The organism is Halorhodospira sp. 9621, from assembly GCF_022228055.1.
In the GTDB taxonomy this organism is placed as follows: Bacteria; Pseudomonadota; Gammaproteobacteria; order Nitrococcales; family Halorhodospiraceae; genus Halorhodospira; species Halorhodospira halophila_A.
This window is the reverse complement of the sequence record NZ_JAJNRD010000001.1, coordinates 70,463-86,934: the sequence shown is the minus strand read 5'-3', so window position 1 is coordinate 86,934 and position 16,472 is coordinate 70,463. Positions and strand designations below refer to the sequence as shown.

Below are 16,472 nucleotides of genomic sequence, written 5' to 3'. Positions count from 1 at the left end.
CGCACCCGGCGCAGAGGCGGCGAGCGGCTACACTGCGCGGGCCTGGGCCGCGGCATTGCCCAGGTAGGTTCGCGGGGTTAGCCCGCGCAGCTGATCCTTGGCTTCCTCCGGTAGGTCGAGCCCCTCGATGAATGTGCGGACCGCGTGCTCATCGATCCGGCGACCACGCGTGAGTTTCTTGAGCTGCTCATACGGTTCCTCGGCCCCGTAGCGGCGCATCACCGTCTGGATCGCCTCGGCCAATACCTCCCAGGCAGCCTCTAGGTCGTCGTCGAGGCGGTGGGGGTTGGCCTCCAGCTTGCCGATACCTTTCTCAAGGGACTTCAGGGCAATGAGTGTGTGGGCGATGCCCAGGCTCACCGTGCGCAGGGCCGTGGAGTCACTCAGATCCCGCTGCCAACGGGATACGGGCAGTTTGCGAGCCAGGTGCTCAAGCAGCGCTGACGAGACCCCCAGGTTCCCTTCGGCATTCTCGAAATCGATCGGATTGACCTTGTGGGGCATGGTCGAGGAGCCGACCTCGCCGGCAACGACCCGCTGTCCGAAGTAGCCGAGCGAGATATACCCCCACACGTCGCGGCTGAGATCCAGCAATACGGTATTGACCCGGCTGATGGCATCGAACAACTCGGCGATCCAGTCGTGGGGCTCGATCTGCGTGGTATAAGGGTTCCACCCCAGCCCCAGACCCTCGACGTAGCGCTGCCCCAGGGCAGGCCAGTCCACCTCCGGGTACGCGATCAGGTGGGCGTTGAAGTTGCCCACGGCGCCGTTGATCTTGCCCAGCGGCTGGACATCCGCCAAGCGCTGCCGCTGCTCGCGCAGCCGATGCACCACGTTGGCGATCTCCTTGCCCAGCGTTGTGGGCGAGGCCGTCTGACCGTGCGTGCGCGAGAGCATGGGCTGCTCAGCCTGGGCATGGGCGAGCTCGCGCAGCTGCTCGATGGTGGCGTCCAGTGCCGGCAGCAGGACCTCGTCGCGGGCACCACGGAGCATGCACGCCCAGGCCAAGTTGTTGATGTCCTCGGAGGTGCAGGCGAAGTGCACAAACTCGGCGCGCTGCGCGAGCTCTTCGTGCGCGGTGAGCCGCTCCTTGAGATAGTACTCGACGGCCTTGACGTCGTGGTTGGTGGTCGCCTCGATCGCCTTGATTCGCCGCGCCTGCTCGGTGTCGAAACCGGCCAGCAGCTCCTCCAGGAAGGTGGTGGCATCGGCCGACAGCGGCGGGACTTCGGCGATTCCCGGCTCGTTAGCCAGGGCCTGCAGCCAGCGGACCTCGACCACCACTCGGTGACGAATCAAGCCGTACTCGCTGAGCAACGGCCGCAGGCTGTCGGTCTTGTCGGCGTAGCGCCCATCGATCGGCGCGAGTGCGGTCAGGGTATCCAGCTCCACGGGTAAGGGTCTCCGCTGCCAATTCCGGCCGCGTATTCTACAATGCCTGTTCGCCTTTTTGTGGGCCTGATCGCCCCTCGCTATTGAGCAGGAGAGAGAGCCAATCTATGACTCAAGACGGTTACCGGATCGAACGCGACAGCATGGGTGAACTCCAGGTCCCGTCGGACGCCCTGTACGGCGCGCAGACGCAGCGTGCGGTGCAGAACTTCCCGATCAGCGGGCAGCCCATGCCGCGGCCCTTCATCCAGGCGCTGGGGCTGATCAAGGCGGCCTGCGCGCGAGCCAACCGCGACCTCTCCGGTCTCGATCCGACCGTCGCCGAAGCCATTGCGGAGGCGGCCGAGGCCGTCGCAAGGGGCGAGTACGACGACCATTTCCCCATCGACGTCTTCCAGACCGGCTCGGGCACCTCGAGCAACATGAACGCCAACGAGGTCATCGCCCGGCTGGCCAGTGACCGGGCGGGCTGCCCCGTCCACCCCAACGATCACGTCAACATGGGGCAGAGTTCCAACGACGTCATCCCGACGGCAATCCACGTCAGCGCCGCCCTCGAGGTTCACGATCGGCTGCTGCCGGCACTGCGCCGACTGGCGGACACCATCGAGCAGCGCGCCACCGAGCTTGAGGATGTCACCACCACCGGTCGGACTCACCTGATGGATGCCATGCCGGTGACCCTAGGGCAGGAGCTCTCGGGCTGGGCCGCGCAGATCCGCAACGGGGTCAGCCGCATCGAGGCTGGCCTGCCAAGGCTGCACGCCCTGGCCCAGGGGGGCACCGCCGTGGGCACCGGCATCAACGCCCCGGCAGAGCTGGGTGAGCAGGTCTGTCGGCGGCTTGCCGAAGCCAGCGGCGTACCCTTCGCCCCGGCGCCGAACCGCTTCGAGGCCCTGTCGAGCCAGGATGCCGCGGTGGAGCTATCCGGACAATTGCGCACCGTGGCGGTCTCTTTGATGAAGATCGCCAATGACCTGCGCTGGATGAACAGCGGCCCGTTGGCGGGGCTGGGCGAAATCAGCCTCCCGGCCCTGCAGCCCGGATCGAGCATCATGCCCGGCAAGGTCAATCCGGTCATCCCGGAGTCGGTGGCTATGGTCGGGGCACAGGTCATGGGTAACGACACCACCGTCTCGGTGGCGGGCCAGTCCGGGAACTTCCAGCTTAATGTCATGCTGCCCGTGATCGGCTACAACGTGCTGCAGAGCATCGATCTTCTCGCCAACGCGTCGACGGTCCTCGGGCAGGACGCCATTGCCGGGTTTACCGTTAACGAGGACAACCTGCGCACCGCTCTGGACCGCAACCCGATTCTTGTGACGGCCCTGAACGCCGTGATCGGTTACGAGAAGGGCGCCGAGATCGCCAAGCAGGCGTATCGGGAGGGGCGGCCGGTGATCGAGGTGGCCCGCGAGATGACCGACCTCTCGGAGGCAGAGTTGCAGCGCCTGCTGGACCCTCGGGAGCTGGCACGCGGCGGCATCCCGGGCCAGGGACAGTAACCGCCCGGCCGGGATGCCCGGCGCCTGGATCGGTCTACCCCCGGACCCGGTCCAGGCGCATCAGTTGCTGTTCCTCGCCCGGGGCGGTACCGGGGTCGAGGTAGATCCAGCGCAACAGGAAGTCGGCCGGGCGCTCAAGGCCTGCACCTTCGATGATGGTCTCGAACGCACCTGGCTTGCCGCCGATGATCCGGTGGCGGACGGTTTTGAAGAGTGTATCGAGGCTCCCGTCCGAGACCAGAGTATGTGCTACTTGAGGACCGGCGACCGAATACACCCGGGCATACCCAAGTGCGCCGAGCGTCTCGCGCACCTGCTGACCCGTCACTCGCCCGCCGGGGAACCGGGCCGCCACCTCGGCTCCCACCTCACGATGACACTGCAGCCGTTCCGCTGCTGTATCTTCCGGGACGAACAGCCAGATCCGTCGCCCCTGCTCGCGCAGCAGGGACGGGATCCGAAAATCCGCTGAACCGGAAACAACCGCCACATCCGGTTGCAGCTGCATCCCGTGATCCCGCCGCCACTGCTGCAGGTCGTTGAATGCCGGGCCCACCGGAAGGATATCCTGGGCAAAGCCCCCCTCGAGTTCCCGCAGGTAACGCCCGCTGGTGATCAGGCAGTCCGCTCGCGCGGCGAGCTCCTGGAAGAGTCGCCAGTCACGGGCATTAGCCACCGTATCTGGCACGCGGCAACCGGGGCCGACATCAAGGCTGATGCGCCCGTCCAGGCTGGTGACAAAGTTGGCGTAGACCCATGGCGTATTGCCGCTCCCCTCCGGGAGAGGGGTGTCGAGGTAGAGGCCTTCGAGGTCGACGGAACCTGTTGATTCCAAAGGATACAATCGCTGAAGCCGGGGATGTAGGGTAGGGTCCATGCAGGTGACGGCCTGATCAGTTTGGGTTGCCCGAATGTAACACGCTCTACAGAATAGCCGAGTATCCCGAGCGGTTTCGAGGTGGGTGGATGATTCGCATTGTTCTGGCAGACGATCACCGCCTGGTCCGGCAGGCCATCGAGGGAATGCTCCGGGATATCCCGGACCTCCAGATCGTTGAGCAGGTACAGAACGGCGAGCAGGCCCTGTCTGCAGTGCGCGAGCATGAGCCCGATGTGGTTCTCATGGATCTTCAGATGCCAGGCATGGGGGGGATCGAGGCCACACGGCGCTTGTCCCGTAGCCACCCGAAGGTCGGCGTGATCGCGGTCACCATTTATGACTCGGGGCCCTATCCGGCCCACGCGCTGCGGGCGGGCGCCAGGGGATATGTGCACAAGGGGGCGGACCGGGAAGAGTTGATCGAGGCTATCCGCTCGGTCTACCTCGGACGCCGTTATATCTGTTCGGAGGTCGCCCGGCACGTGGCCCTGGTCAGCCTGGACGGCACCGGTGAGAGCCCGTTCGATGGTCTGACTTCCCGCGAGTTCGAGGTGCTGATGCGCATCCTCAACGGACAGCGGGGGACCAGCATCGCCAAGGAGCTGTGCCTGAGCCCCAAGACCGTGAGCACCTACCGCGGTCGTCTCTACGAACGGCTGGGCGTGCGTAACGATGCCCAGTTGACGCGGGTTGCCCTCGACTACGGTCTGCTTGACTCCAAGCCCCCCGAGTCCTGAGCGTTTCCTCGCCTGCGGGTGGCGGTCGGGGGTGTCACGGGCCGCGGCTGTTGCCCGCGCGCCTGGTGCCGGCGCGGCCGCCATGACTCCGACTGTGTTCCGCTCCGGTGGACAGTGGCTGAAGGAGCGGGTACAACACCCGGACTCTCCAGAACCGGGTTTCCGGGGGGCGACGGCAGGCGGTCAGACCGGCTCAACAGCAGGGCAGGGCATGGAACGGGATGAGCAAGGGTTCGGCAGAGCAGATCTCCGGGCGTGAGGCGTTGCGCGAGCGGGTCCGCAGCCTGCCGGAGCGGCCGGGCGTTTACCGCATGCTCAGCGCCGAAGGCACCATCATTTACGTCGGTAAGGCCCGCAATCTGCGTCGGCGCGTCTCCAGCTACTTTACGCCGTCCCGCAAGACGCCCAAGACGGAGCGGCTCGTCCAGCTCATTGCCGATATCCAGATCACGGTGACGCACACCGAGGCCGAGGCGCTGATCCTGGAGAACAACCTGATCAAAGAGCACCGGCCGCGCTATAACGTCCTGCTGCGGGACGACAAGTCGTACCCGTATATCTACCTCTCCAGTCATCAACAGTTTCCGCGGCTAGGCTACCACCGGGGCGGCCGGAAGGGGGCGGGCCGATTCTTCGGGCCTTACCCGAACTCCACGGCCGTGCGCGAGACGCTCGGTCATCTGCAGAAGGTCTTCCCCATACGGCAGTGCCGGGACACGTTCTTCCGGAACCGCTCGCGCCCCTGCCTGCAATACCAGATCCGACGCTGCACGGCGCCCTGTGTCGGGTACATCAGCGAGGAAGACTATCGCCGCGAGGTGCGGGACGTGGAGCTCTTCCTGGAAGGGCGCTCCGGCGAGGTCATTGCCGAGCTGGTCGAGCGCATGGAGGAGGCCGCGGAGAACCTGGCGTTCGAGCAGGCGGCGCGCCTGCGTGACCGCATTGCCAATCTCCGGCACATCCAGCAGCGGCAGTACGTCGCGCAGGACCGGGACGACGACATGGATGTGGTTGCCTGCGTGGCAGAGGGGGATACGGCCTGCGTTCAGGTTTTTTTCATTCGCGGCGGCAACAGCCTGGGCAACCAGTCGTACTTCCCCAACGTGCCGGGAGGCAGTCGCGAGACCGATATCCTGGCAAGCTTTCTGGCTCAGCACTACATCGGCCGTGCCGCCCCCCCAGAGGTCGTGATCAATCGCCCGGTCCGCGAGCAACGCCTGCTCGAAGAGACCCTGCGCACCCCCTCTGGCGGCGCGGTGGCGATCCGCCATCGTGTGCGCGGCGACCGTCGCCGCTGGGTCGAGATGGCCGAGGAGAATGCCCGCTACGCCCTGTCGGCACGCAGTGCCTCCACGTCCAGCCAACGCAAGCGCTACAGCGCGCTTGCCGAGATCATCGACAGCGACATGCCGCCGGAGCGGATCGAGTGCTTCGACATCTCCCACACCGGCGGCGAGGCAACCGTGGCCTCCTGCGTGGTCTTCAATCAGGAGGGGCCGGTCAAGAGCGACTATCGTCGCTTCAACATCCGCGATGTAACGGCCGGCGACGACTATGCGGCCATGCACCAGGCGCTGACGCGGCGCTACCGGCGCGTGCAGAGCGGCGAGGCACCGCTGCCCGACCTCTTGCTAATCGATGGAGGAAAGGGGCAAGTTGCACAGGCACGGGAAGTCCTCGACCAACTGGGTATCGACGGCGTCGCCCTGATGGGGATCGCCAAGGGGCCGGAGCGTCGCCCCGGTGAGGAGACCCTGCTGCTCGATGACGGGGAGCGGGAACTCGAGTTGCCGGCGGATTCGCCGGCGCTTCACCTGTTGCAGCAAGTGCGTGACGAAGCCCACCGCTTTGCGGTCAGTGGTCATCGCCAGCGCCGCGGCAAGGCACGACGGGAGTCGATCCTGGAAGAGATCCCAGGACTGGGGCCGAAACGCCGCCAGAGCCTGCTGAAACACTTCGGGGGGATGCAGGGAATCCGTCAGGCGGGCGTCGAGGACCTGGCCTGCGTGCCCGGCATCAACCGCTCGCTCGCTCAACGGATCTACGACACGTTCCACGGCTAGGACACCATCATGACGCTGACTCTGCCCACCGCGCTCACACTGTTCCGCATCGTGCTGATCCCGGTCTTCGGGCTCTGCTTCCTCCTGCCTCCGCCGTGGACCAACCTGCTCACCGTGGCCGTGTTCGCCTTAGCGGCGATCACCGACTGGCTTGATGGGTACCTGGCCCGCCGACTCAACCAGTCGTCGGATTTTGGCGCGTTCCTGGACCCGGTGGCGGACAAGCTTATGGTGGCCGTAGCGCTGGTTGCCCTCGTGGCGGTCTACCCCGGACTCTGGATGGCGATCCCGGCGGCGGTGATCATTGGTCGCGAAATCGCGGTCTCGGCATTGCGCGAGTGGATGGCGGAGATCGGCAAGCGGGCTAGTGTAGCGGTGAACCAGATGGGCAAGCTGAAGACGGCCGCGCAGATGGCGGCCATCCTCATGCTGCTCTATCGCGAACCCATCCTTGGGATACCGATTCCCGAGATCGGATTCATTCTGGTCTGGATGGCGGCACTTCTGACCCTCTACTCCGCCTACGTCTACATGCGAGCGGCGATGGAGGTCCTAGACTGACACGTGGATGGGACGGGCAGGGCGCGGGCGACTAGGCCGCCTTCGGCCGCCGGCACCCCGCCGCCGGTTTGAGCCGGCCCTTCGAGGGGGCATCGTTTGGTGCCGACAGCCATCGAGTTGCGGGATCGGGGTAGAGGCCGCGTAGGCCGCGTAGGCGCGGCAAGGCGCCCGGCATGGTGCCCAGGGCCGGACTCGAACCGGCACGGCATAAGCCTGGCGATTTTAAGTCGCCTGCGTCTACCAGTTCCGCCACCTGGGCAGGCGGGGGATCGACTTCGCCATGACATTTGGAGGGGGCGATAGCCGATGGGGAAAGGTGGTGGAGGCTAGGGCGGGAATCGAACCCACGTACACGGCTTTGCAGGCCGCTGCATCACCACTCTGCCACCTAGCCAGCGCGTCGCATGATAGCGATACAGTGCTCCGAGGGCAAGGGGGCTACTCCAGGTCGAAGCCGACGAGCACGGCGATTTCGGCCTGATCAGGCAGATCCTCCCGCTGCTCGATCAGCTGATTGCCCGGGAGGGCGCGGGCGATCTCCCGAGCCCGTTCGGCATGCCCCGGCCGATAGAGGATCTTTGTGCGGTCCCGGCGGGCCACGTCGTCCTCCTCACGGGCTTCCGCAACCGATAGCTCAAGGGTCTCCAGGGTATCGACGACCAGGGCTGTCAGTTCCGGTATACCGGAGTGGTTCAGCACGACAACGCCTCCGGTCGCCTCGGGTTCGGGAACCTCGGGACGCGTCAGCAGCCGGCGCTCAATATCCCCCACCCGCCGATCCAGGCGCTCGATCGCTGTCTCGTTGGCGGCAATACGCTCGCGGAGGCTATCCAGATCGCGATCCGGCGGGCGATGCCGGTACGTCCACGTAGCGAAGATCGCCCGCTCGGGCTCAGCGTTGCGCTGCACGGTATCGAACTGAGCCAGGAACTGGAGCTCGGAGTTGCCCGTGATGCGAAACCGAATGCCCGGACGGAAGGACAGGCTCTGCTGATCCCGAGTCGTCGATCCCAGCCCCTGGGTGCCGCGGATCCCGAGATAGGGCTCGGCATCGATGTCGGTATCCAGACCCACACCGGCCTCGGCGGTTAGCCGATTCGCCAGCCGATAGTCGAGGTCGCCGCTGCCGGGATCTTGGCGGTGGTCGTGGCGCTCGAGAGCGCCGCGGAGGTAGAAGGCTCCGGGGACCAGCCAGTCCTCGCCCCGGAAATCGGCACTGACCCCGTAGTTGTGCGATCCGCTCCCAACTCGCTCCCCGGAGTCTGACGGGTCGAAGGTGGTGTAGCCCCGCAGCACCGCCCGGCGACGCCCGTCGTCGTGGATCCGGAAGGAGAAGTCGGTACGGAACGAGCTGCGCAGAGCGTACTCGTCCTCTTCAAGGTCGTGCCGGTAGGGAACCGTGATCGCGACGTCGAAAGGCCCCGGAAGACCGGCGCGCAGCGTGGGCAGGATATCCATGGTCGTGCCCTGGCCCGCGCCGAAATAGCTGAATCCCAGGGTCCCGCGTGCATCGACTTGCCCGGGGTCCAGAACTTGCGTATCGGGGAGGGTCGGCCCGGCCACGGCGCTTGCCGCCGTGGCCAGGGCCGATGCGGCCACGCCCCCTCGCCAGAGCCTCCTACAGCACGCGGCTATAGCGCTTGCCCTCATTGGCTTCGCGCTCCAGGTAGGCATCGAAGGCCATGGCGACGTGGCGGAGCATTAACCGCCCTCTTGGAAGTACCTGAAGGTGGCGGTCGTCCATCTCCATCAGCCCGTCTTCAACCAGCGGCTGCAGCCGTTCCAGGGCATCGGCGAAGTACTCGTTGAAGTTGATGCCGTGCCGCGCCTCAATGTCCGCGTAATCGAGACGGGAGTGGCACATGACCTCGATGATCACCTCCCGGCGTAGCAGATCATCCTCGTTCAGCTCGTAGCCGCGGAAGACCGCCAGGTCGCCGTTGGCGATGCGCTGCTGGTACTCCTCGGGATCCCGCAGGTTCTGGCTGTAGGTGTTGCCGATCTTGCCGATGGAAGTGGACCCCAGGGCGATCAGGTCGCACTCGGCACGTGTGGAGTACCCCTGGAAGTTACGGTGCAGGGTGCCTTTCTTCTGCGCCACGGCCAGTTCGTCATCGGGCAGGGCGAAGTGATCCATGCCGATAAAGACGTAACCGGCCTCGGTGAGTTTCTCGATGGTGCGCCCAAAGATGGTCAGCTTGTCCTCGGGACCGGGCAGCTCGTCCTCGTTGATCTGCCGCTGGATCTTGAACAGGTGCGGCAGGTGGGCGTAGTTGTAGATCGCCAAGCGCTCAGGGCGCAGTTCAATGACCTCGTCCAGGGTCTCCTCGAAGGATTCCACCGTTTGCTTGGGGAGGCCGTAGATGAGATCGACGTTGGTCGAGCGGAACCCGTGTCGCCGGCCTTCCTCGATGATCGAACGGCAGAGTTCGGCACTCTGTACGCGGTTGACCGCTGCCTGCACGTCCTCGTTGAAGTCCTGAACGCCTACGCTCATGCGGTTGAAACCGAGCTCGGCGAGGCGACCGATATCCTCGAGCTGCACGTCGCGCGGGTCGATCTCGATGGAGAACTCCCGGTGATCGGTGTCGTCGAGGGTGAACTGCTCGCGCAGCTTCTCGACCAGGCGGCCCAGATCGTCGACCGTGAGGTAGTTGGGGGTGCCGCCTCCCAGGTGCAGTTGCTCAACGCGTCGGTGGTCTCCGAAAAGTTGTGCCTGGAGCTCGATCTCCCTGAACACGTGCTCCAGGTACTCCTGGGCACGGCCGTAATTCGCCGTCACGATCTTGTTGCACGCGCAATAGAAGCAAACATTGCGGCAGAACGGCACGTGCACATAGACCGACAGGGGGTTGGGGTGATCCGCCTCGTTGGTGGCCCGGGCTGCCGCGGCGTAAGCCTGGGCGTCAAACCCTTCATGGAATTGGGGCGCCGTCGGGTACGACGTATAGCGCGGTCCGCTTACATCGTAGCGGCGCAGCAAATCGCGATCGAAGTCAAGCCGTTGTTCCATAAGAGACCTTTACGCCCTAATCGCTTGGAGGCCAGCGGCGCCGGGGTGCCGGCACCGCCCCGTTCAGCCGTCGAAACGGCGTAGTGCCAGCGTTGCGTTCGTACCACCGAAGCCGAAGCTGTTGGTGAGCACGGTAGTCAGCTTAACCCCCTCGCGCGTCTCTGTGACGATGGGCACGTCACCTGCCTCGGGGTCGAGCTGCTCGATGTTGATCGAGGGCGAGATAAACCCTTGCTCCATCATCAGGAGCGAGTAGATGACTTCCTGGACCCCGGTGGCGCCCAAGGAGTGGCCGGTCAGCGACTTAGTCGACGACATCGGCGGCATGCTGTCCCCGAAGACCTCCCGCGTGGCCTCGAGCTCGGTGATATCGCCGGCCGGGGTGCTGGTGCCGTGGGTATTGATGTAGTCGACCGGCCCTTCGACGTCTTCGAGGGCCTGGCGCATGCAGCGCGCCGCCCCCTCTCCGGACGGGGCGACCATGTCGTAACCATCGGAGGTCGCTCCGAAGCCAACCAACTCGGCGAGGATCGGAGCGCCACGCGCCTGGGCATGCTCAAGCGACTCGACCACGACCATACCGCCCCCGCCGGCAATCACGAAGCCGTCGCGGCTGGCATCGTAAGGGCGGGATGCCTGCTCGGGGGTGTCGTTGTACTTGGTCGACAACGCGCCCATGCCGTCGAATAACTGGGTCAGCGACCAGTGCTCCTCTTCACCGCCCCCGGCGAAGATCAGGTCCTGTTTGCCCAACTGAATCTGCTCCATGGCCGCCCCGATGCAGTGAGCACTGGTCGCACAGGCAGAAGTGATGGAGTAATTGAGGCCCTTGATCCGGAACGGTGTCGCCAGGCAGGCCGAGACGGTGCTCCCCATGGTGCGCGTGACGCCGTAAGGGCCGATCTTCCGGACCCCACGGCTGCGCAAGGTCTCGGTGGCGCTGACGATATTCGCTGTCGACGCGCCGCCTGAACCGGCGATCAGGCCAACACGCGGGCTCGAGATGGAATCGTAGTCCAGGGCCGCATCGGCGATCGCCTGGTCCATGGCGATGTAGCTGTAGGCGGCGGCATCGCCCATGAAACGCAGGGATTTGCGGGGGATGTGATCTTGGAGATCGATGTCGCAGCTGCCGGCGACGAGGCTGCGCAGGCCGACCTCCTCGTATTCGGGCTGGTAACGAATCCCGGACCTGCCGGCCCGCAAAGACGCCGTGACTTCATCGCGGCTGTTGCCGATGCACGACACGATGCCCAGACCGGTAATTACCACTCGACGCACGATATTCCTCCTGTCACTCCTGGCGTCCGCGCCTGATCCTATGCCCCGTTCAGCTCGCCGGTGTTCTGGAAGAGCCCGACTTTCAGATCAGTAGCTTCGTAGATCGTCTCGCCGTCGACAGACACGCTGCCATCGGCGATCCCCATGACCAGCCGGCGGTTGATCACGCGCTTCAGCGCCACATTGTACGTAACCAGCCGATTGTCCGGGAGTATCTGTCCGGTAAATTTCACCTCGCCGCAACCCAGCGCGCGACCGGCCCCGTTGCCTCCGATCCAGCCGAGGTAGAAGCCGACCATCTGCCAGAGTGCATCGAGACCCAGACAGCCGGGCATCACCGGATCGCCCGGGAAGTGGCAGCGGAAAAACCAGAGTTCCGGATGGATGTCCAGCTCAGCGACCACCTCACCCTTGCGGTACGTCCCGCCGTCATCATTGATCCGGGTGATGCGGTCGAACATGAGCATGTTCGGGCTCGGGAGCTGGGGGTTCCCCGGGCCGAAGAGCCGGCCATGACCGCTGAGCAGGAGTTCGTCTCGGTTGTAGCTGTGTTGCTTGACCATGCGACCTTCTTGGAGAGTTCAGCGTCGAAAGAGAGGGCGGTTTTGCGCCGGTGCGGCCGCTATCGTACACACTCCCGTCTGAACTAGCCACGCACCCGCTGCCGCACTCGGGCAAAAAAAACCCGGCCCTGCGTGGGGGCCGGGGGTGGTTCGGCGCGCGGCTAGGGGCCGAGCGTTCAGCCGCCTTCGCGCTCATGGATCTTGGACGAGACCTCGTCGCGCAGTTCCGGATCCATGTCCATGGCATTGGCGATCTCAGAGTACTCGGGAACGCTCAGGCCGTTGTCCTCGATCGCCGCCACCATCTCATCGTTGGCCTGCTCCTGCAGCTCACGAGCGTCCTCGGCGCCATCGGTACCCTCGATCTCGGAGGTGTACTGCTCTTGGATGTCGATGATGTCCAGATAAGCGTCAACAAAGCGCTCGATCTGGTCGCTGCTGAAGGTGGCCTGGTCAGGCTCCGGCTGGGCCATGCCCGGGTCCTGCTGCTGCATGCCGGGGTCCTGTTGCCCCATCCCCGGATCCTGCTGCTGCATACCGGGATCCTGCTGCCCCATGCCCGGATCCTGCTGGGCCTGGGCGCTCACGCTGAACACCAGCGCCAGGGCAGCTGCCGTGGCAGGGAGCTTGATCCACTGTTGGTTCTTCATGCTGAGGACTCCTTTTGCGCCATTACCGAATGTACATGCCGCCGCGACACAGCCGGTCTGCCGTCCGGTCCCGGCGCGCTGCCTGGTGCGACATCACCAGGCCCGCTCAGGTTCCCGCCCGGGCCATCGGTGCCAGCCTCAGGAGACGACGCAACGGCCGGGCTTCGGGTAGAATCGTACGGTTTCATGATGCGCGGATTCACCCCCGTTCAGGAGACCCGATGCAAGACGTGGCCACCGAGGCAGCGAAGCGACGCACCTTCGCCATCATCTCGCACCCCGACGCCGGCAAGACCACACTGACCGAGAAATTGCTCTATTACGGGGGCGCCATCCAGATGGCGGGCTCCGTGAAGGGCCGCAAATCCAAGCTTCACGCGACCTCCGACTGGATGGCGATGGAGCAGGAGCGGGGGATATCCGTAACCTCCTCGGTCATGCAGTTCCCCTATCGCGAGCGCATTCTGAACCTGCTCGACACACCGGGGCACGGAGACTTCTCCGAAGACACCTATCGCACCCTGACCGCGGTCGACTCGGCCCTGATGGTCATCGATATCGCCAAGGGCGTCGAGGAGCGCACCGTGCAGCTGATGGACGTCTGCCGGATGCGGGATACGCCCATTACGACGTTCATCAACAAGCTCGACCGCGAAGGCCGTGACCCGGTCGAGGTTCTCGACGAGGTGGAGTCGGTCCTGCGCATCCGCTGCGCGCCGGTGACCTGGCCGCTGGGGATGGGCCGGGGCTTTCGCGGTGTCTACCACCTCAACCTGGACCAGGTGCGACTGTTCGCCGATGGCGAGGTCATCCAGGGGCTGGACAACCCGCGCCTTGACGAGCTCTTCCCGGGAGAGGTGGACGAGTGGCGCGAGCAGATCGAGCTGGTCCGCGAGGCCAGCGATTCCTTCGATCCTGAGGCTTACCTCGCCGGGCGCCTGACGCCGGTCTATTTCGGTTCGGCGGTTAACGACTTCGGCATCCGCGAGCTGCTGGACGACTTTGTTGAGCATGCCCCGGCGCCGCGCAGCCGCGATGCCGGCCGCGAGGTCCACGCCGACGAGGGGCGTTTCACCGGATTCGTCTTCAAGATCCAGGCGAATATGGACCCGCAGCACCGTGATCGCATTGCATTCCTGCGCGTCTGTTCAGGTCGTTTCGAGCCCGGCATGAAGCTCTACCAGGTACGCACCGGCAAGAGCATGAAGATCCCCCGCGCCACCACCTTCATGGCCAGTGACCGCTCCCATGCCGAGACGGCGGCTCCCGGGGATATCATCGGTATCCACAACCACGGCACCATCATCATCGGCGATGCCTTCACCGAGGGCGAGCCGCTGCATTTTACGGGGATCCCCGACTTTGCACCGGAGCTCTTCCGTCGCGTCGTTCTTCGGGATCCGATGCGAATGAAGGCCTTACAAAAAGGACTTGAACAACTGTGTGAAGAGGGGGCAACCCAGCTATTCCGCCCGCTACTCGGCAGTGACTGGATCGTCGGTGCTGTCGGCACCCTGCAGTTCGACGTGGCTGCGTACCGCCTGCGCAAGGAGTATGGCGTCGAGTGCACCTTCGAGGGCGTCCAGGTCTACACCGCACGCTGGGTGACCGGCGACGATCCCAAGATGCTCGAACGCTTCCGGGAGCGCAACGAGTCCGCGCTGGCCTGGGACGGCACCGGGGCGCTGGCGTATCTCGCCCCGACCCGGGCCAACCTCGAGCTGACCCAGGAGCGCTGGCCGGACCTGGGCTTCCACGCAACGCGGGACCGCTAGGCGGCGATCAGCCGCTCGATGATGCGTGCACCGGCCAGATAGGTGCCGATGGCCGAGCCCAGTGAGGCAAAGAAGAATACAAGCAGGGTGCGGGCCACCCGGTTGGTCCACCACCCGCGCCAGTGGGCCACATGTTGACGCAAGGCGCGGAAATCGCCGACCCGAGGCCGCCGCACGGTCAGCTCGATGGCGGCAGCCACGAAGCCGGCGCCGATGGTCGGATTGAGCGAGGTCAGGGGGGCGGCCAGGAAGGCGCCAGCCACGGTCACCGGGTGGCCGTAGGCGAGGGCTGCTCCCAGTGCCGAGAAGCCGCCATTGATCAGCACCCAGGTCGCAACCAGAGTCCAGCCCAGCTCCGGGCTGCGGCTAAATCCGATGACGAAGCCGGAGATGATCACGATGGCCACCAAGTAGGCCAAGTAGCGTGGCCAGCGTGCCGGCGGCGGCATCCGATCCAGCGCCTCGCGCTCGACCCCCGGATCCTCCCAGGCCTGCCCCAGGTACCGCGCCACCCCCTCGAGGTGTCCGGCGCCGAGCACGACGAGGACACGCTTGTAGCGCCCAGCCGCGGACTCCAGCAACCGCGCGGCCATATAGCGATCCCGCTCATCGATCAGTGGCTGGTACAGGGCCCGGCTGCTCTGGGCCAACTCGCGGAATGTCGACTCCAGCAGGTCCCCCTGCTTGAGCCGCTCCACTTCCTCGCTACTGATTCGCTGGGAGGAGGCGAGGCTGCCGATCAGGCCGCCGATCAGGCCAAAGCGTTGCCACCAGGGCACGTTGCGATAGAGCCGCCGCATGGTAACGCCGACCTCCCGGTCCACCAGCACCAGATCGGCGCCCTGGCGTTCGGCCCCAGCGGCGGCTGCCTTCATCTCTGCCCCGGGGTCCACGCCGAGCTGCTCGGCCAGGCGCTGTTGATACGCCCCCAGGGCCAGACTGGCCATGACCAGCCCACCACGCCCCTCACGGAGTGTCTGGAAAAGATCCATCCGCTCCAGGTGGTCGGGCTCGCGGAAGGCGCGCAGGCGGCTCTCGCAGAGCTCGATGGCCACCGCGTCGTAGGCGCCGCCGGCCACTTCACGCTCGACCTCTTCGGTACTGGCCCGGGAGATGTGCGCCGTGCCCAGGAGTACGAACTCGGTGCCGTTAACGTTGATGTGCTTGCGCGGACCGCAGGGGGTGGTTTCTGGCATGATCGGCTTTCCAGTGGCAACGGTGGTGGATTATGACCCAGGCGAGCCCAAGATCCCAAGGGAGGCGTGGACGTGGGATGGCTGCGTAATTGGCGCCGCCGCCGTGTTGCCCGCGCTTACAGGCTCTCGCCCGGCGCCTGGAGCCGCGCCGAGGCAGCGCTGCCCGGGCTGCGCCGGCTGGATGCTGCCAAGCGGCAACGCCTGGCAGCCGTTGCGGCTGCGCTGGTTCACGAGAAGCGCTTCGAAGGCCTGGCCGGCGTTACAGTCGATGCGCAAGCCATCGACACAGTGGCACTGCAAGCTGCTGTGCCCGTCTTGGAGCTGGGACTGGACTGGTATGCGCCTTGGGCGACCGTCCTTCTGTATCCAGCCGGCTTCATCGCCACCCATGAGTACGAGGATGAAGACGGCATCGTGCACATCGAGGAGGGACCGTTAATCGGCGAGGCGTGGGAAGGGGGCCCGCTGGTCCTCTCCCTTGAGGACGCCCTGGAACCGGAGCCGGGTAGCAGCGTGGTCATCCACGAGTGCGCGCACAAGCTGGATATGGGTCAGGGCGCGGTCAACGGGCTGCCGCCGCTGCCGAGCGGGATGGCCGTCGAGGACTGGTCGGCGGCCTTCCTGCCGGCGTTCAGCACGATGGAGACTTACGCGGCGGAAGAGGGGAGCGACGCGGCCCCACTCGACCCCTACGCCGGGCAGGATCCCGGTGAATTCTTCGCGGTAGCCACGGAGACCTTCTTCGCCGACCCGCGGCGGCTGCGCCGATCCTTCCCGGCGGTTTACGAGCAGCTTGAGCGGTTCTATGGCTGGTCACTGGGCTAGGCGCCCCGGCGCGGGGGCCCCGTGGGGC

General features: G+C 65.5%; 14 protein-coding genes and 2 tRNA genes. 6 read left to right on the top strand and 10 right to left on the bottom strand.

Features of this window, described 5'->3' with window-relative positions; all coding sequences use genetic code 11:
* Positions 1-27: 27 nt before the first annotated feature.
* Entirely contained in the window at positions 28-1,395 is a 1,368-nt protein-coding gene (purB, locus tag LRF89_RS00395; protein WP_201242528.1) for an adenylosuccinate lyase, read from the bottom strand.
* Positions 1,396-1,502: 107 nt separating this feature from the next.
* Here purB and LRF89_RS00390 point away from each other — a divergent pair, with 107 nt between their 5' ends.
* On the top strand, positions 1,503-2,900 hold the full coding sequence (locus LRF89_RS00390) for a class II fumarate hydratase (protein WP_238636411.1): 1,398 nt from the start codon (positions 1,503-1,505) through the stop codon (positions 2,898-2,900).
* 34 nt (positions 2,901-2,934) lie between these two features.
* Here the strand turns inward: LRF89_RS00390 and LRF89_RS00385 are convergent, their stop codons facing one another.
* Positions 2,935-3,735, bottom strand: coding sequence for a RibD family protein (locus tag LRF89_RS00385; protein WP_238634805.1), 801 nt, complete (start codon positions 3,733-3,735; stop codon positions 2,935-2,937).
* 131 nt (positions 3,736-3,866) lie between these two features.
* Here LRF89_RS00385 and LRF89_RS00380 point away from each other — a divergent pair, with 131 nt between their 5' ends.
* The 3 genes from LRF89_RS00380 to pgsA all read left to right on the top strand — a co-directional run bounded on the left by LRF89_RS00380 (position 3,867) and on the right by pgsA (position 7,141).
* On the top strand, positions 3,867-4,517 hold the full coding sequence (locus LRF89_RS00380; RefSeq protein ID WP_201167241.1) for a response regulator: 651 nt from the start codon (positions 3,867-3,869) through the stop codon (positions 4,515-4,517).
* 221 nt (positions 4,518-4,738) lie between these two features.
* Entirely contained in the window at positions 4,739-6,580 is a 1,842-nt protein-coding gene (gene uvrC, locus LRF89_RS00375; RefSeq protein WP_201167239.1) for an excinuclease ABC subunit UvrC, read from the top strand.
* Between the two features lie 9 nt (positions 6,581-6,589).
* Positions 6,590-7,141, top strand: coding sequence for a CDP-diacylglycerol--glycerol-3-phosphate 3-phosphatidyltransferase (pgsA, locus tag LRF89_RS00370; protein WP_201167237.1), 552 nt, complete (start codon positions 6,590-6,592; stop codon positions 7,139-7,141).
* 174 nt (positions 7,142-7,315) lie between these two features.
* On the opposite strand, the gene LRF89_RS00365 is transcribed toward pgsA, so the two are convergent.
* The 7 genes from LRF89_RS00365 to LRF89_RS00335 form a co-directional block, all read right to left on the bottom strand.
* A tRNA-Leu gene (locus LRF89_RS00365) sits at positions 7,316-7,400 on the bottom strand.
* Between the two features lie 61 nt (positions 7,401-7,461).
* Positions 7,462-7,535 (bottom strand) — tRNA-Cys (locus LRF89_RS00360).
* 44 nt (positions 7,536-7,579) lie between these two features.
* Entirely contained in the window at positions 7,580-8,740 is a 1,161-nt protein-coding gene (locus tag LRF89_RS00355; RefSeq protein WP_238636410.1) for a LytR C-terminal domain-containing protein, read from the bottom strand.
* Positions 8,741-8,759: 19 nt separating this feature from the next.
* Positions 8,760-10,154 (bottom strand): oxygen-independent coproporphyrinogen III oxidase, encoded by a 1,395-nt coding sequence (gene hemN, locus LRF89_RS00350; protein ID WP_201167233.1) that lies wholly within the window; start codon positions 10,152-10,154, stop codon positions 8,760-8,762.
* Positions 10,155-10,217: 63 nt separating this feature from the next.
* Positions 10,218-11,435, bottom strand: coding sequence for a beta-ketoacyl-ACP synthase I (gene fabB, locus LRF89_RS00345; protein WP_201167231.1), 1,218 nt, complete (start codon positions 11,433-11,435; stop codon positions 10,218-10,220).
* A 38-nt stretch (positions 11,436-11,473) separates the two neighbouring features.
* Positions 11,474-11,998, bottom strand: coding sequence for a bifunctional 3-hydroxydecanoyl-ACP dehydratase/trans-2-decenoyl-ACP isomerase (gene fabA, locus LRF89_RS00340; protein ID WP_238636409.1), 525 nt, complete (start codon positions 11,996-11,998; stop codon positions 11,474-11,476).
* A gap of 176 nt (positions 11,999-12,174) precedes the next feature.
* Positions 12,175-12,648 carry a DUF4168 domain-containing protein gene (locus LRF89_RS00335; RefSeq protein ID WP_238636408.1) on the bottom strand — a complete coding sequence of 158 codons (474 nt, stop codon included), beginning with the start codon at positions 12,646-12,648 and terminating at the stop codon, positions 12,175-12,177.
* Positions 12,649-12,869: 221 nt separating this feature from the next.
* Here LRF89_RS00335 and LRF89_RS00330 point away from each other — a divergent pair, with 221 nt between their 5' ends.
* Positions 12,870-14,423, top strand: coding sequence for a peptide chain release factor 3 (locus LRF89_RS00330; protein ID WP_201167225.1), 1,554 nt, complete (start codon positions 12,870-12,872; stop codon positions 14,421-14,423).
* On the opposite strand, the gene LRF89_RS00325 is transcribed toward LRF89_RS00330, so the two are convergent.
* Entirely contained in the window at positions 14,420-15,619 is a 1,200-nt protein-coding gene (locus LRF89_RS00325; protein ID WP_201242522.1) for a TraB/GumN family protein, read from the bottom strand. The genes LRF89_RS00330 and LRF89_RS00325 overlap by 4 nt on opposite strands.
* A gap of 72 nt (positions 15,620-15,691) precedes the next feature.
* Here LRF89_RS00325 and LRF89_RS00320 point away from each other — a divergent pair, with 72 nt between their 5' ends.
* Positions 15,692-16,444: a zinc-dependent peptidase gene (locus LRF89_RS00320; protein WP_238634810.1), complete on the top strand. Its 753-nt coding sequence runs from the start codon at positions 15,692-15,694 to the stop codon at positions 16,442-16,444.
* Positions 16,445-16,472: the final 28 nt, after the last annotated feature.

Bases quoted from the DNA above. Each gene is read 5' to 3' on its own strand.
- LRF89_RS00380 (WP_201167241.1), top strand. From the start codon at position 3,867: ATGATTCGCATTGTTCTGGCAGACGATCACCGCCTGGTCCGGCAGGCC.
- pgsA (WP_201167237.1), top strand. From the start codon at position 6,590: ATGACGCTGACTCTGCCCACCGCGCTCACACTGTTCCGCATCGTGCTG.
- hemN (WP_201167233.1), bottom strand. From the start codon at position 10,154: ATGGAACAACGGCTTGACTTCGATCGCGATTTGCTGCGCCGCTACGAT.
- LRF89_RS00325 (WP_201242522.1), bottom strand. From the start codon at position 15,619: ATGCCAGAAACCACCCCCTGCGGTCCGCGCAAGCACATCAACGTTAAC.
- LRF89_RS00390 (WP_238636411.1), top strand. From the start codon at position 1,503: ATGACTCAAGACGGTTACCGGATCGAACGCGACAGCATGGGTGAACTC.
- fabA (WP_238636409.1), bottom strand. From the start codon at position 11,998: ATGGTCAAGCAACACAGCTACAACCGAGACGAACTCCTGCTCAGCGGT.
- LRF89_RS00330 (WP_201167225.1), top strand. From the start codon at position 12,870: ATGCAAGACGTGGCCACCGAGGCAGCGAAGCGACGCACCTTCGCCATC.
- LRF89_RS00335 (WP_238636408.1), bottom strand. From the start codon at position 12,648: ATGAAGAACCAACAGTGGATCAAGCTCCCTGCCACGGCAGCTGCCCTG.
- uvrC (WP_201167239.1), top strand. From the start codon at position 4,739: ATGAGCAAGGGTTCGGCAGAGCAGATCTCCGGGCGTGAGGCGTTGCGC.